Source organism: Variovorax sp. MPBD4-3, from assembly GCF_058809745.1.
In genome coordinates this window covers 60981-76113 of record NZ_JBXASW010000004.1, presented here as the reverse complement: position 1 = coordinate 76113, position 15133 = coordinate 60981, and the positions used below count along the sequence as shown (strand labels likewise).

At 68.0% G+C, this 15133-nt stretch carries 15 protein-coding genes; 11 read left to right on the top strand and 4 right to left on the bottom strand.

Annotation, left to right across the window (positions count from 1 at the left end; all coding sequences use genetic code 11):
- Nucleotides 1-93 precede the first annotated feature (93 nt).
- Nucleotides 94-1011: a LysR family transcriptional regulator gene (locus AC1RVW_RS03440; RefSeq protein WP_493198043.1), complete on the top strand. Its 918-nt coding sequence runs from the start codon at nucleotides 94-96 to the stop codon at nucleotides 1009-1011.
- Between the two features lie 70 nt (nucleotides 1012-1081).
- On the opposite strand, the gene AC1RVW_RS03435 is transcribed toward AC1RVW_RS03440, so the two are convergent.
- Together AC1RVW_RS03435 and AC1RVW_RS03430 are read right to left on the bottom strand one after the other, a co-directional pair.
- Entirely contained in the window at nucleotides 1082-1804 is a 723-nt protein-coding gene (locus AC1RVW_RS03435) for an FABP family protein (RefSeq protein WP_493198041.1), read from the bottom strand.
- Between the two features lie 42 nt (nucleotides 1805-1846).
- Complete coding sequence (locus AC1RVW_RS03430) at nucleotides 1847-2815, bottom strand: Bug family tripartite tricarboxylate transporter substrate binding protein (protein WP_493198039.1); 969 nt, start codon at nucleotides 2813-2815, stop codon at nucleotides 1847-1849.
- 256 nt (nucleotides 2816-3071) lie between these two features.
- Between AC1RVW_RS03430 and AC1RVW_RS03425 the strand changes: the two genes are divergently transcribed.
- From AC1RVW_RS03425 to AC1RVW_RS03415, 3 genes are all read left to right on the top strand, one after another.
- Nucleotides 3072-3461, top strand: coding sequence for a DUF427 domain-containing protein (locus AC1RVW_RS03425; RefSeq protein ID WP_493198037.1), 390 nt, complete (start codon nucleotides 3072-3074; stop codon nucleotides 3459-3461).
- A gap of 87 nt (nucleotides 3462-3548) precedes the next feature.
- Nucleotides 3549-4541, top strand: coding sequence for a DUF2157 domain-containing protein (locus AC1RVW_RS03420; RefSeq protein WP_493198035.1), 993 nt, complete (start codon nucleotides 3549-3551; stop codon nucleotides 4539-4541).
- Nucleotides 4538-6199 (top strand): GDYXXLXY domain-containing protein, encoded by a 1662-nt coding sequence (locus AC1RVW_RS03415; RefSeq protein ID WP_493198033.1) that lies wholly within the window; start codon nucleotides 4538-4540, stop codon nucleotides 6197-6199. The genes AC1RVW_RS03420 and AC1RVW_RS03415 overlap by 4 nt, the downstream gene beginning before the upstream one ends.
- Nucleotides 6200-6305: 106 nt before the next feature.
- On the opposite strand, the gene AC1RVW_RS03410 is transcribed toward AC1RVW_RS03415, so the two are convergent.
- Both AC1RVW_RS03410 and AC1RVW_RS03405 read right to left on the bottom strand, forming a co-directional pair.
- Nucleotides 6306-6686: a helicase SNF2 gene (locus AC1RVW_RS03410; RefSeq protein ID WP_493198031.1), complete on the bottom strand. Its 381-nt coding sequence runs from the start codon at nucleotides 6684-6686 to the stop codon at nucleotides 6306-6308.
- Nucleotides 6687-6856: 170 nt separating this feature from the next.
- Complete coding sequence (locus AC1RVW_RS03405) at nucleotides 6857-7510, bottom strand: TetR/AcrR family transcriptional regulator (RefSeq protein ID WP_493198029.1); 654 nt, start codon at nucleotides 7508-7510, stop codon at nucleotides 6857-6859.
- Between the two features lie 156 nt (nucleotides 7511-7666).
- Here AC1RVW_RS03405 and AC1RVW_RS03400 point away from each other — a divergent pair, with 156 nt between their 5' ends.
- From AC1RVW_RS03400 to AC1RVW_RS03370, 7 genes are read left to right on the top strand one after another with little or no spacing between them, the layout of a single operon-like run.
- Complete coding sequence (locus AC1RVW_RS03400) at nucleotides 7667-8518, top strand: uracil-DNA glycosylase family protein (protein WP_493198027.1); 852 nt, start codon at nucleotides 7667-7669, stop codon at nucleotides 8516-8518.
- Nucleotides 8519-8526: 8 nt separating this feature from the next.
- Nucleotides 8527-10152, top strand: coding sequence for a GMC family oxidoreductase (locus tag AC1RVW_RS03395; protein ID WP_106934177.1), 1626 nt, complete (start codon nucleotides 8527-8529; stop codon nucleotides 10150-10152).
- Nucleotides 10153-10190: 38 nt separating this feature from the next.
- Complete coding sequence (locus AC1RVW_RS03390) at nucleotides 10191-10511, top strand: NIPSNAP family protein (RefSeq protein WP_081269040.1); 321 nt, start codon at nucleotides 10191-10193, stop codon at nucleotides 10509-10511.
- A 59-nt stretch (nucleotides 10512-10570) separates the two neighbouring features.
- Nucleotides 10571-11623, top strand: a complete 1053-nt coding sequence (locus tag AC1RVW_RS03385; RefSeq protein WP_493198025.1) for a BMP family ABC transporter substrate-binding protein — start codon at nucleotides 10571-10573, stop codon at nucleotides 11621-11623.
- 16 nt (nucleotides 11624-11639) lie between these two features.
- Nucleotides 11640-13193, top strand: coding sequence for an ABC transporter ATP-binding protein (locus tag AC1RVW_RS03380; RefSeq protein ID WP_493198023.1), 1554 nt, complete (start codon nucleotides 11640-11642; stop codon nucleotides 13191-13193).
- Nucleotides 13190-14224, top strand: coding sequence for an ABC transporter permease (locus tag AC1RVW_RS03375; protein ID WP_493198021.1), 1035 nt, complete (start codon nucleotides 13190-13192; stop codon nucleotides 14222-14224). Before AC1RVW_RS03380 ends, AC1RVW_RS03375 begins: the two co-directional genes overlap by 4 nt.
- Entirely contained in the window at nucleotides 14221-15123 is a 903-nt protein-coding gene (locus AC1RVW_RS03370; protein WP_081269044.1) for an ABC transporter permease, read from the top strand. Before AC1RVW_RS03375 ends, AC1RVW_RS03370 begins: the two co-directional genes overlap by 4 nt.
- Nucleotides 15124-15133: the final 10 nt, after the last annotated feature.

The following is a 15133-nucleotide window of genomic DNA, read 5'->3' as shown; positions in this document are numbered from 1 at the left end:
CTGTAGGCAGCCCGCCATCATCCGTAAAATCGAAAATACGGATCGATTGATCTGCTTTTCAAATAATGTATCCGCCCACCGGAACCCCGAGACATGAAAAAGACGCCAGACCTCTCCACGCGGCAGCTGCGCGCCTTTCTCGCGCTGGCCGAGCACCGCAACTTCACCCGCGCCGCGCAGACCAGCCACCTGTCGCAGCCGGCCTTCAGCGCGCTCATCCGCACGCTCGAAGACGCCGTCGGCACGCGCCTGTTCGACCGCGACACGCGCAGCGTGCAGCTCACGCCCGAGGGTCTGCTGTTCGAAGGCTCGGCGCGCCGGCTGCTCGACGACATGGGCAACGCGATGGTCGACCTGGCCGACCACGTGGAGCGCCGCAAGGGCCGCGTGCGCGTGGCCGCCCTGCCCTCGCTCGCGGCCGGCTGGCTGCCCGCGGTGTTCGCGGAATTCATGCAGGCCTGGCCCGGCATCCGCGTCGACCTTGACGATGCGCTGTCCGACGCCTGCATCGCGCTGGTGCGCGGCGGCCAGGCCGACTTCGCGCTCGCCGCCTCGGGCGCGGAGGCCGCGGCGGGCAGCGACCTGCGCGCACGCAAGCTGTGCAGCGACCGCTTTCACCTGGTGTGCCGCGCCGACCATCCACTGGCGCGCGAGCCGCGCCTCACGGTCAAGAAAATCGCGCCGCATCCGTTCATACAGATGGCGCGCAACAGCAGCGTGCGCCAGGCGCTCGACGCCGCGCTGCATCCGCAGCGGCTGAACGCGGTGTTCGAGGTCGAGCACCTGGCCACCGTGATGGGGCTGGTCGAGGCGGGCCTGGGCATCAGCGTGGTGCCGGCGCTCACGCTGTTCCACTTCCAGCGCGAAACGCTGGTGACCCGCCCGCTGCCCCTGCCCGCGCTCACGCGCACGCTGTACCTGGTGCAGCGGCGCGAAGGCAGCCTGTCGGTGGCGGCGCAGACGCTGTACGACCTGATCGTCGCGCGGCTGGGCTCGCTGCGGCTGGACTGAGCCCGGCGCGGGCATCGCGTGCCGCCGGCCAGCGCGCCCGGCTACTGCGGAACGGCCGGGCTGGCGCAGCTCAGACCGGAGTCACCCGGGAGGCCACCCCGGCACTGGCAACGTCGATTGCGCTCTTCCTTGCCACCTCCGCCATGGCGGCCAGCGCCGTCGGATTGGGCGTGGGCTCGCCGACCTTGCGCAGCAGGTTGCGGTCGGTATGGCTGAAGGGCTCGGCCTGGCCGCGCACGCTCAACACGGTTTCCTGCTCGTACGACCAGTTGCGGTCGTCGTGGATGGTCACCGCGATGCTGTAGCGCAGCGTCTTGAACGCATGCTCCAGGAACGGGTTGGCGAGGATGCCGTTGGTCTCTCCGCCGCGCACCGCCTCCAGCCTGAAACTGCGGTCGCCGGCCTTCGCCTGGCCGGTGGCCATGGCCGTCAGCCCGCGCGGGATCGACAGCGTCTGCACCAGCGCGCCCGTGGCGGGCTCCCAGAGCCAGTAGCCGACCTGGTCGTGGAAGGTTTCGACGTCGTCGGGCTTGACGATGCGCAGGTGATAGCGCAGCCCGTAGAAGATCTGCGGTCCGTTGGTCTGCGCGTCGATGGGCTGGAACTCCGCATGCTCGATGAACGCCTCGGCTTCGGGGCCTTCGGGCTTCGGGCTCACGTCGTGGCCTGAAGTGCCGATCCACACGCCCGCGAGGCCGGTCAGCGGGCCGAGGTTGGCAAGCGTATGCGGATCGGGCTCCGGTTCGGTATAGATGTCTTCGGGAAATTCAGGGGAATCCGGGAGCTCGGCCATTTTTTCTTCCTGGAGTTTGCGGGAGTGTGGACGACAAGTTGGTCACTGATCAAGACGGATGCCGACCTTGGCGATGATCGCACCCCACTTGCGGGCCTCGCTGTCGATGAAGGCCTTGAATTCCTCGGGCGAACCGCCCCCCGCCACCAGCCCTTGGTTGGCCAGCAGTTCGCGCACCGCCGGCTCGCGCAGCACGGCGTTGACGTCCGCGTTGATGCGCTGCACCACCTCGGGCGGCGTGCCGGTGGCGGTGAAGAAGCCGTTCCAGGCCAGCGATTCGAAGCCTGCGTAGCCCGCCTCGGCCACCGTCGGCAAGTCTTTCATGAGTTCCGAGCGGGTGGCGCTGGTCACCGCGATGAGCTTCACCCGATGGCCCTGGATCAGCGGCAGCAACGCAGGCGCCACCGTGAACAGCGCCTGCGTGTCGCCCGCGGCAAGCGACAGCCCTGCGGGCGGCGAGCCCGAGTACGGCACATGCACCGCCTCCATCTTCGTCACGCTGCGCAGCAGCTCCATCGTGAGGTGAGACGAACTGCCCGCGCCCACGGACGCATAGCTGAACTTCGAGCCCTGCTTCCTGGCCCAGTCGACGAATTCGGGCAGCGTGTTCGCCGGGTTGCCCTCCTGCACGGCCAGCACATTGGGCTGCGAGGTCGTGAGCACGATGGGCACCAGGTCGCGGGACGGCGCATAGGGCATGCGCCGGTACATGTAGGGCCCGAATGCGATCGGGCCATTGAAGCCGATGCCCAGCGTGTAGCCGTCGTGCGGCGCCTTGGCCACCGTGTCCATGCCGATCAGGCCGCCGGCGCCGGCCTTGGTCTCGATGACCACGGGCTGCTTCCAGATCACGCGCAGGCGGTCGGCCAGCGTGCGCGCGATCACGTCGAGCGAGCTGCCGGCCGGCGCGGGAACGATCACGCGAACGGGCCTGGACGGCCACTCCTGTGCACTTGCGCCGGCGGCCAGCAGGCCGGCGAGCAGGAAGATGGCGAGCCTGTTGTTCTTCACTTGGGTCTTTCGCTGGTCGGGGTGGGGCAGCGCGAAGTTTTATCACCGTTCGCCAGGAAGGCCTGACGCAGGCATTACAAACCGAAGCACTACAAATCGATCCGAAAGGCTTCCACAGCACCTCCGGGCGGCATTCCGGCCTTTAACCACTTCGCGAACGTGCTGATTTCAGGGGGGCTTCAAACCGCCCCGACATCGCGGCAAGATGCGCATCCGCCGATTCTTGCGTCACCCGACCAACTGAAGGAGCCCCCTCATGTTCGCCACGCCCGAACGCACCATCAAGACCCCCGGCCCCGATCACCCGATCACCATCGCGCGCAATCCGCTTCGCGTGGTTGTGTCGGTGGACGGCCGCGTCATTGCCGACACGCGCGAAGCGCTGACGCTGCGCGAAGCGCATTTCGGAACCGTGCACTACATACCGCGCAAGGACGTGAAGATGTCCTTGCTGGAACGCACCTCGCATGCAACCTACTGCCCGTACAAGGGCGAGTGCAACTACTACAGCATTCCCGCCGGCGGCGAGCGCTCGGTGAATGCGGTGTGGACCTACGAGTCGCCCTACGAGCCGGTCGCCCAGATCAAGGACCACGTGGCCTTCTACCCCGACCGCGTCGGCCCCATCGAGGAGCGGGTGGACTGACGACCACACCCGAGCCCCCTCTTCCGGCGCCCGCAGGCGCCGGAACCGACACGTGGAGAATGGCAGCGGCAACCATCCTCCACGTCCATGAACATCAGACTCGCACTCTACGAACTCGCCCGCATCCATCGGCTGCCGTCGGCTCGCATGCACGCGCTGTTCGCGCTGGCTGAACTCGACGCGCAACCGACGCAACTGCCGCAGCGCTTCTGGCGAGTCGTCGCACTGCTCGCCGCGGGACTCGGCGGCTTCGGCATCGTGATGTGGGTGGCGGCCAACTGGGGGTCGCTGGGCCGCGCCGGGCAGTTTGCATTGCTGCAAGGCTGGGTGCTGCTGACGGCGCTGGCCGCATGGCGCAGCGCGACGCTTCGCACACCGATGGGCCTGTTGTGCCTGCTGGGTACGGGCGCACTGTTCGCCTACTACGGCCAGACCTACCAGACCGGTGCCGATGCCTGGCAGCTGTTCGCGCTGTGGGCCGTTCTCAGCCTGCCGCTGTGCCTTGGCGTGCGCAGCGACGTGCTGTGGTTTCCCTGGGCGATGGTGGCCTGCAGCGCGATCGGCCTCTGGACCTATGCGCACACGGGCCACCGCTGGCGCTTCGACGACAGCGACCTGCCGATCCACCTGGTCGGCTGGGGCATGGGCGTGCTGCTCATCACCGTGCTGAGCCCGTGGGCACGGCATTGGGTCGGCGAAACGCACTGGTCGCAACGGCTGGCGATGCTGGCACTGGCCGTGAACGTGACGCTGACCTCGCTTGCAGGGCTTCTCTGGCGCAGCGAGGTTTCGCCCCACTACTTTATGGGCCTGGCGCTGATGTGCGGTGCCGGCGGCATGCTGATGCAGCGGCAATGGTTCGACATCGTCGGGCTGAGCGCCGCCGTGCTCTGCGTCGACACCCTGCTGGTCGCCGGCCTGGCTCGCATCCTGTTCGACGGCGGCGGCATCGACACCATGGGCCGGTTGCTGTTCATCGGGCTGGTGGCCGCGGGATTGCTGGCCGTGTCCGTGGCCGTGGTCATGCGCAGACAAAGCACCGTGTTGGCGGCATCGCGGCAGCAAGGAGCGACCGCATGATCGCCCCGTCCGAGATCATCCGGCGCGCCGCGGCCCAGGGCCTGCTGCCGCAAGACGCGCAATGGCCGCGCGAGGATTCCCGCCCCGGGGCGGTGCTGCTGCTGACTTCGTTGGGAGCCTGGCTCGCCGTGCTGCCGCTGCTGGGCGCGATCGGCCTGGCATTCGGCGATGCGCTGCTGCGCGAAGGACCGGCACTTTACGTATCGGGACTCGGCCTGCTGGCCGTGAGCGTCGTCATCCTGCGCCAGGGCGGACTGGCGCTGTTCATCGAACAGCTCTGCCTGCCGGCCGTGGTGCTGGGCCTGTGCTGCCTGGGATGGGCGCTGTTTCGCGACCTGTCGGTTTCCGTCGCCGCGCTGGGCATGTGCGCTGCCAGCGTCGTGCTGGCATCGCTCGCGCCGCTGCACTGGCTGCGCAGCCTGCTGGGCATGATGCTGGGCGTGTTCCTCACCGTCGCCGTCATGGGATGGTCGAGCGGCGAAGACGCCTTCGATCACCTGTTCTGGTCCGGCCGCTTTCGCTGGACCTGGTGGCTTCAGGCGCACATCGGCCTGGCCGCATGGCTCGCGGTGCTCTGGCTGCTGCCGCGGTTGCCCGGCGCCCGCACCGGCAGCCTGCTGGAGAGCCTGGCCGAAGGCTGGTGCGCGCAGCTGTTGCTGATGCTGGTGCTGCTGTCGGGCACCACGTTCATGCTCGGCGGTGTATTTGCGGGCAGCAGCGCAGGAAGCGAAATGGGCCAGGCCGGCAGCGGTTTCGACCTGCTCGGCACCACGCGGAACATGGTGTCGGTGCTGTGTGCCCTGGGCGCGGCCGCGCTGTTGGCCAGTCGCTGGCCGGCACTGCGGCAAATGCCGCTGTCGGGCCTGGGCGTGGCACTGCTGCTGGCGGTCTTGTGCGCCTTCATGCCCAACCTCGGCGCGGCCTGCCTTTGCACCGCGGCATTGGCGGTGACGCAACGCTGGCGGCTCGCCGCCCTGGGCTGCGCGGCCGCGCTCTGGATCGTGGGCAGCTTCTACTACCTGCTCGCGTGGTCGCTGGCGGACAAGGCGCTGCTGCTGGTGCTGATCGGTGCCGCGCTGGGCGCACTGGCCTGGCTGGCAACGCGCGCCATGTCGCATGCGGCCGGCGCCGAGAGCGTTGCGCAGAACGCCGGCAGCTGGTGGAAGAACAGGCGGCTCGCCGGCATCGCACTGGCAGGTGTCGCCACGCTGGCCGTGGCGAACTTCGCCATCTTCGAGAAGGAAAACATCATTCGCGACGGCCGTCCCGTGTTCGTTCGACTGGCGCCTGTCGACCCGCGCTCGCTGATGCAGGGCGATTACATGCGGCTGAACTTCGCATTGCCCGATCGAATGGACCGGGACGACCACCCTCCCGGTGGCCGGCGGCCGACCGTGCTGGTGCGCCCCGATCCGGCGCTGCCGTCGGCCTATACGCTGCATCTGCCATCGGCCCTGGAGCCGCGGCGGAGCGACGACATCGAAGTACCGCTCAGTGCCAAGGACGGGGGCTGGGTCTTCGTCACCGACGCATGGTTCTTCAAGGAAGGCGATGCGCAGAAGTTCGAAGGTGCGCGTTACGGCGAATTCCGCATCCTGCCCAATGGTTCGGCCCTGCTGGTGGGCATGGCGGACGATCAATTGCGGCCGATCCGGTAGCGCGCACGTCCCATGAAAAAGCCGGCCCCGCTTGTGCGGAGCCGGCTTCTTTTTTTTTGATTCGACTGCCTTCGCCGGAGCGGCGAAGCACGTCAAGGCAGACCGATTACAGCGGCAGCGTGTCGCCGCGAGCAGCAGCGCGGGCAGCGGCACGCACGGTGGCGCGATCGACGCCGCTGGCAAGCACAGGCGCCACGCCCGACGAAGCGCCGTCGGCATACGGGTTGGCACTGTGCGCGGCGGCCACGGCTTCGGCGCGAATGGCTGCGCGGCTGGTGGCCGAGGCGGTCAGTTGCACCGGGCCCGAGTTGGCGCCATCGGCATAGGGGTTGGCGCTGTGCGCGGCCACGACGGCCTGTCTGGCGACTTCGGCGCGGCTGGCGGCGGAAGTCAGTTGATGCACGCCGTCATAGCTTTCGGCATGGGCAGCGCCGGCAGCGGCCAGCAGAGCGAGAGAGACGGCGGAGAGGAGTTTCGAGGCGGTCATTTGGAGGTCCTTCATTTGGTTGGTTTCTTTTCACCTGGATCAGCTGAAGGGCTGGTCCATGAAAAGAATTTTGCGCCGCCGAACCGATATAAAACCGCATCGAAAAGAACCGCGGTGTTCGTGTGAAGGAAACAATCGCGGCGCCCGCTCCTGCCGCGAGCAACGCAGCCTCAGTCGAGCAGCACGCCCGCCAGCACCGTGCTCACGATGCATTCGAGCGCCTGCTCGTAGTGAACCGCCGTGAGCTTCTTCACCTGCAGCACCGCGTTCACGATGGGCTCGTAGTCGGCATAGAACTGGGTCGAGGCCCAGAGCATGAAGAGAAAGTGGCGCGCGTCGATCCTGCGGATCTTCTTGGCAGCCATCCAGGCTTCGAGCACCTCGATGCTGGCGGCCGTGCTCTGCGCGATGTGCGCCCTGTCGGCGGCCGACAGGAAGGTGCCGCCGCGCACCACCTCGTTGGCGAACAGTCGCGCCTCCAGCGGATTCTTGCGGCCCAGCCGGAGCTTGGCTTCCACGTACGCACGCAGCGCCACGGCGGGTTCGGTCTCCACCTTGAGGATGCGCAGCGCGCTGTCCCACTCCTCCAGCAGCGGCGCGAAGGTGGCGCTATAGAGCTCTTCCTTCGTGGGGTAGTAGTAGTAGACGTTGGCCTTGGGCAACCCGGCCACCGTGGCGATCTCCGCGATGCGCGCGCCGTCGAAGCCCTTGGCCGCGAACACCTCGCTGGCGGCCTTGAGGATCTTGCGCTTGTTGGCCGCCCTGATCTCCCTGTCCGCGGTTGTCTCAGGTGCCGAAGGTCGTGTTGTCTTGGTTTCGCGCATGGCTATGAGTCGCTTTTTTTGACCGAAGCAAATTCTAGAGGTGGCCCGGCGCGGCGGCCGGGAAAGCACCAGTAAAAAAATCTGACCATATCGTCAATTTATTACTTAGAATTTCCTGACGAACTGGTCAGCTTTTTTGAAGTTTGAATGTAAGCCATGCCTCAAGCCCTGCGCACCGCCTTGCAAGAAACCCTGCTCGACTGGCAGGACGACCTGCCCGATGAATGGCGCAGCGCGCTCGGCGGCGTGCGGCTGGACTTCGAAGGCGTGGACGCTCGACTCGAGCTGGAAGCCTGGGAACCCATCTTTCCCGCGCGCAAGGGCCGCCGCCTGCCCGGCATGCCGGCAGGCGCGCACATGCTCAAGGCCTTCGACAGCGTGATGCCCTCAAAGGTGCGCTGCCTGGTGCTGGGGCAAGACCCTTACCCCTCGATCGACATCGCCACCGGCCGCGCCTTCGAGGTCGGCAACGTCGCCCGGTGGCGCGAGCTCGACAAGATGTTCACCAAGAGCATCCGCGCCTGGGTGCAGATGCTGGCCGAGGCCCGCACGGGCGACGCGGGCTACGGCGGCAGCTTCGCCAACTGGCCGCGCACGCTGGCCGACATCGAATCGGGCGCGCTGCCATTCGAGACACCCGACTGGCTGAGCGACCGCTGGATAGAAGACGGCGTGCTGCTGCTCAACACCTCGTTCACGCTCAGTCGCTTCCAGGTGGCCATCGACCCGCATCAGTCGCACGGACACCTGGTGCTGTGGAAGCCGCTCATCCAGGCGGTACTGGCCCACCTGCTGCAGCGCGGCGAGCCGCTGGTCTGCATGGGCTTCGGCGCTTCGGCCGCGGAGGCCTTCGCGGCGGCGGGCGTCGGCGAGGGCCGCAACGGCAATGTCGCCTGCATCCTGCGCGAGCACCCCGCCTACGCGGACGCCGTGCTCGGCCTGCCCAACCCCTTCGTGCTCTGCAACACCCATCTGGCCGAGATGGACAGCCCCCCCATCCACTGGTGACCACCCCAATGAACGACAAGAACGACTACGACTACATCATCGTGGGCGCGGGCTCCGCGGGCTGCGCCCTCGCCGCGCGGCTCAGTGCGCGCCCCGCCACGCGCGTGCTGCTGCTGGAGGCCGGCGGCAAGGACTCCAACCCGCTGTTCCGCCTGCCGATGCTGATGGGCAAGCTGTTCCAGTCGGGCATCTACAACTGGCACTTCCACACCGAGCCCGAGCCCAACCTCAATGGCCGCAAGATCTACTGGCCGCGCGGCAAGGTGCTGGGCGGCACGTCGACCATCAACGGCATGATCTACGTGCGCGGCGGCAAGCAGGACTACGACGGCTGGGCCGCCATGGGCAACCCCGGCTGGTCGTACAAAGACGTGCTGCCCGCCTTCAAGCGCTCCGAAGGCCACATCCAGCGCGACGGCGTGTTCCACAACGCCAAGGGCGAACTCACCGTGTGCCGCGCGCGCGGCTGGAACGCATTGCTCGACGTGTTCTGCGCTGCAGGCCAGCAGGCCGGCTATCCGCTGAACGACGACTTCAATGGCGCCAGCCAGCTCGGCTTCGGCCGCTACGACTTCACCATCAAGAACGGCAAGCGCTGGTCCACCTCCTTCGCCTTCCTGCGGCCGGCGCTCAAGCGCAGCAACCTCAAGGTCGTGACCCGCGCGCGCACGCACAAGGTGCTGGTGGAGCGGGCCCGGGCCGTGGGCGTGTCTTACGAACTGCACGGCCAGATGCGCACCGTGCGCGCGCGCAAGGAAGTGATTCTTTGCGCCGGCGTGGTCGGCTCGCCGCACCTGCTCATGCTGTCGGGCATCGGCCCGAAGGAAGAACTGGAGCAGCACGGCATTGCGGTGCTCAAGCCGCTGCCCGGCGTGGGCGGCAACCTGCAGGACCATGTGGACTGCGTCATGTCCTATGAGTGCAAGCAGCCCGTCACGCTCTACAAGGACCTGCGCTTCGACAAGATCGCGTTCTCCGTGGTGCAGGGCATGCTGTTCGGCGAAGGCATCACCACCACCTTCCCCTACGAGGCCGGCGCCTTCATCAAGACCTCGCCCGAGCTCGCCAACCCCGACGTGCAGCTGCACTTCATGCCCGCGCTGGAGAAGACGGCCAACCTGTACTTTCCCAACCCGTTCAGGAAGAGCACGGTCGAGGCCAAGCACGGCTTCACCCTGCGCGTGGGACCGGTCAACCCGAACAGCAAGGGCCGCATCCGGCTGCGCTCGGGCCGCCCGACCGACGCGCCGATGATCGAGCCCAACTACCTGGACACCGAGTTCGACCGCAAGACCATGGTCGATGCGATCCGCGCCACGCGCCGCATCATCGAGCAGCCCGCATTCGACGACTACCGCGGCAAGGAGATCGCGCCCGGCCCCGAGAAGCAGAGCGACGAAGACCTCGTCGCATGGCTGCGCGCCACCGCCATGACCACCTTCCACCCCGTGGGCACCTGCAAGATGGGCCACGACGAACTGGCCGTGGTCGACCACCGGCTCAAGGTGCACGGCATCGAGGGCCTGCGCGTGGCCGACGCCTCGATCATGCCGGTCATCTCCAGCGGCAACACCAATGCACCGGCCATCATGATCGGCGAGAAGTGCGCCGAATTCATCCTGGCCGGCCAGTAGAAGCACGAACCCCAGGCCAGCAGGAGCACAGCAAAAAAATGATCGTCGAACACCGCCTCTACACCTTCCGCCCCGGCACCATCGACCAGTGGCGCGAGAAGTACGAACGCGAGGGCCTGCCGGTGCAGAAGCGCCACCTCAACAAGTTCGTGGGCCTGTACATCTCCGAGATCGGCCGGCTGCACACCTCGGTGCTGATCTGGGCCTACGACAGCCTGGCCGACCGCGAGGCCCGCCGCGCCGCCATGTACGCCGACCCCGAGTGGCAGGCATTCATCAAGAGCGTGTGGGCGCTCGACGCCATCCAGAGCCAGGACGTGATGATCATGAACCCCGCCCCCGGTTCGCCGACGCCCTGAGCGCATTTCTTCCCCGCAGCAATTTCGTCCGCCAGTTCTTCAACCCGAGAGATATCCGCATGACAAGCAACGCATCCTCCCGCGCCGCCACGCCCCGCCGGCAGATACTGAAAGCCGCGGCCGGCCTTGGCGGTGTCGCCATGGCCGGCGCCCTCTATCCGCTGATCGCGAATGCCAAGGGCGGGCTGATCGCGCTGGTGCACACGCAGGCTGCGGGCGACGCCAGCGCGGTCGACGCGATGATTGCGCGGCTCAAGCTGCTGGGCAAGGAAACGGGCATGCAGACGCGCGCCATCTACGCGAAGGACCCGTCGACCTACGAGACCATCTTCCGCACGCTGGGCGATGCCGGCGCGGCCATCATCGTGTCGACCTTCAACGAAGTGACCGAGCCCTTCAAGGCGCTCGCGCCCAAGTACCCGAAGACGCAGTGGCTGCAGCTGTTCGGCGACGAGATGAAGCCCGCCATCCCGAACGTGACCACCGTCTCCTACGACTACTACTTGGGCACCTACCTGGCCGGCATCTTCGCGGGGCGCATGTCGACCACGGGCAAGATCGGCTTCATCGGCGGCATGTCGATCCCGCCGCTGAATGCCGACTACAACGCCTTCAAGGCCGGCGTGCTGTCGGTGCGCAAGGACGCCGCGGTCACGGTGGCCTTCGCCGGCTCGTTCCAGGACCCGGTGAAGGGCCGCGAGATCGCCACGCAGATGTTCAACGGCGGCATCGACTTCATCCAGACCGACGCCGCCGCGACCGACGCGGGCATCATCGCCGCCGCCAACGACAAGCCCGGCCGCCTGCTGAGCTGCCTCGACCCGGCGCAATACCCGCAGGGTCCGAAGACGCTGATTTCCATCGTCAGCCTGCACTTCGGCAAGTCGCTCTACGACGAGGCCAGCAAGATCCTCAAGAACGGCAAGGGCGGCGCGCACCTGAACACCGGCCTGGGCACCGGGGTGGTGGGCCTGGAGCTGTCGCCGCTGTTCCAGAAGGAAGGCGACAAGGCCGTGGCGGCCAAGGCCGAAAAGGTGATGGCCGAGATCCGCACCGCGCAGGCGGCCATCCTGAGCGGTGCCCTGAAGGTGCCTTTCAACACCGTTCTCTGACCCTCGCCACCGCAGCATGAACAGCAGTTCCTCGAACAGCGGGGCCTCCCCTGCGCGCCCGGCGCTGGTGCTCGACGGCGTCACCGTGCAATACGACACCGTGAAGGCGCTGTCGGACGTGTCCATCGCTTTCGAGGAAGGCCGCATCCATGCGGTGGTCGGCCAGAACGGCGCGGGCAAGACCACCTTCGCCCGCGTCTGCTCGGGCCTGGTGAAACCCACGCACGGCCGCGTGCACATCGGCGAGCACGAGATCCGCACCGGCCACGTGAACGCCGCGCGCGCGGCCGGCGTGGAACTGGTGCACCAGAGCTTCGCGCTGCCCGCGTCGTTCACCGTTGCACAGGCGATGGAGTTCGGCGCCACGCGGCACAGCGGACTGTTCACCAGGCGCCAGCTGGAGGCGCGCTGGCAGGCGCATCTCGGAGGGCTGGGCCTTTCGGTCAGCCCGCGCGAAGTGATCCGCAACCTGCCGATCGAGACGCAGCAGGGCATCGAGATCGCGCGTGCGCTGGTCACCGACGCGCGCGTGCTGATCCTGGACGAACCCACGGCGGTGCTCGCACCGGCCGGCGTGGAGACGCTGTTCGAGCGCATCCGCATCCTGAAGAAGCGCGGCGTGACCGTCGTGCTCATCCTGCACAAGATCCGCGAGATGATGGCCATTGCCGACACCGTGAGCGTGCTGCGCCGCGGCGAGCATGTCACCGGCCCAGTGCCATGCGCATCGATCGGCGCGGCCGAGCTGAGCCAATGGATCATGGGTGACGCCAAGGCACCGGTGCAGGCAGCCGCGGCACCGCCGCGTGCAGCCGAAGGGCTCACGGCTCCCACCGTGCTGCGCATGCACAAGCTCTCTACCCAGCCCGACGCCGAGGGCGCGGCGCTGAACGAGGTGAGCCTCGACGTGCGCGCGGGCGAGATCATCGGCATCGCCGGCGTCGAAGGCAACGGCCAGCGCACGCTGGTGCGCGCCATCTCGGCGCTGGCCGGCACCGCGTCCGGCACGCTCGAGTTCGGCGGCAAGGACATGACGCACAGCGACCTCGCCACGCGGCGCGCGGCGGGCCTGCGCATCATCCCGTTCGAGCGCAACGTCGAGGGCCTGTCGCTCAACAGCAGCTTGTGGGAGAACTGGTCCATGGGCCGCCTGCTGCAGGGCGGGCTGCTGTCGTTCGTGCGCCCGAAGAAGCTCCAGGCCGAGTGCGACGTGGCGCTCGCGCAATGGGACGTGTGCTACGCCAACTGCGGCCAGCCCGCGGGCTCGCTCTCCGGCGGCAATGCGCAGAAGGTGATCTTCGCGCGCGAGGTGGACGACAGCGCCCGGCTCATCATCGCGGCGCAGCCCACGCGCGGCCTCGACATCGGCGCCACGGCCTATGTGTGGAAGGCGCTGCGGCAGGCGCGCGACCGGGGCGCGGCCATCATCCTCATCTCGTCCGACCTGGATGAGCTCTTCGACATCAGCGACCGCGTGCTGGTCATGCTGCGCGGGCAGGTGGTCGGCGAATACGGCGCGCCCTACGACCTGCGGCAGGTCGGCCAGGCGATGGTGGGAGCACACGCATGACGGCCTCTCGCATGCTGCCCGTGCTGCGGGTGGTGGTCTTCGTCTGCTTCGCGCTGCTGCTGTGCGCGCTGGCCTTCATGGGCGCCGGGCTCGACGCGGGCGAGCTGTTCACCGGCATCCTCGACGGCGCCTTCCTGCGCGACGGGGCCCTGCACCAGGGCCTGCGCTGGGCCATGCCGCTGTTCATCACCGCCACCGGCGTGGCCATCGCGTTCCGCGCGGGCTTCTTCAACATCGGCGCCCAGGGGCAGTTCTATGTCGGCTCCATCTTCGCGGCGTTCACCGCCGAGTGGCTCGCGGGCGGTCCGGCCTGGCTGGTCGTCGCCTGCTGCCTGATCGCGGGCATGCTGGGCGGCGCGCTGTGGGCCATGTGGCCGGGCCTGCTGCGCCTGCGCTCGGGCACCGACGAGGTCATCACCACGCTGATGGGCAACTTCCTGGCAGGCCTGCTGCTGGTGTACGTGACTTCCGGGCCGCTGAAAGACCCGACGGGCTCGGGCCAGCAGGCATCGAGCCGGCCCATTGCCGATGCCTACCGCATCTCCGATTCGCTGGGCGTGTCGCCGCTGATCGTGGTGCTCACGCTGCTGGTGTTCGCGCTGTCGTGGCTGCTGGCCAACCGCACGGCGCTGGGCATCGTCGCCAACCTCGCGGGGCGCAACCCGACCATGGTGTCGTGGCAGGGTGCGCGGGTCGGGCGCATCGGCCTCTTCAGCTTCCTGGTGAGCGGCGCGCTGGCCGGGCTGGCCGGCGGCATCGAGCTGCTGGGCCCCAACGGGCGGCTGGCCAGCGGCTTCCTGCCCGCGCACGGTTTCACGGCCATCCTGATCGCGCTGGTGGCGCAGCTCACCATCGTCGGCACCGCCGTGTCGGCCCTCTTCTTCGGTGCGCTGGCATCGGCCGCGCTCTACCTGCCGGTGATGGCCGGCATGCCCGCGGCGGCCATCGAGGTCATCAACGCCACGATCGCCCTGTTCATCACGTCCCGCGCCAAGTGGCTGGACAAGCTCCTGACCCGAAAGCCCGCATGACAGACACGCTCGTCTCCATCCTGATCTCCGGCACGCCGCTGGTGTATGTCACGCTGGCGGGCGTGCTGGCGCAGCGCGCGGGCATCTGGAACCTCGGCCTGGAGGGCCTGATGATCATCGGCAGCTGCGCGCTCATCGTCGGCATCGTGCAGACCGGCTCGTTCGCCCAGGCCATGCTGATCGCCGCGGGGCTTTGCGTGGCGGCGTCGGCGCTGCTGTGGTGGGTGGTCGAGCGGCTCAAGGCCAACCCGATCATCGCGGGGCTGGGCCTGACGGGGCTGGGCCTCGGCGGCACCTCGCTCGCCATCCAGGCGCTGTACGACAGCGAAGCCACGGTGACTGCGCCGTTCGGCATTCCCAAGCTCAACAGCCTGACCAGCGTCGACCTGGGCGCATTCGGCGGCCTCTCGGTGTTCGTGCTGTTCATGCCGGTGGCGGTGTGGCTGGTGTGGCTGCTGCTGGAACGCACCCGGCTGGGCCTGCAGATGTCGGCCTCGGGCGAGCACCCGTTCGCGGCGCGCAGCGTGGGCGTGAACCCGGGGCGCATGCGCCTGCTGGCGCTGGCGCTCGGCGGCGTGCTGTGCGCCATCGGCGGTGCGGAGCTGGCCGGCGGCAGCCTGCAGATCTTCTCGCAGAACATGACGGCGGGCCGAGGCTTCATGGCGTTCGCGGCGGTGATCTTCGGCGCCGGCAGCGCACTCGGCGCCACCGCGGCGGCACTGTTCTTCGCGGTGGTTTCCGCGCTGGGCATCCGCGCCCAGCTGATGTATGGCGGCGCCATTTCCAACGACCTGCTGCAGTCGCTGCCCTACCTTGCGACCATCTTCGGCGTGTGGCTGAGCACCAAGCTGCGCGGCGGGCTGGGCTCCATCAGGGGCACGGCCGAGATGCGCGACTGAGCAGGCGGCA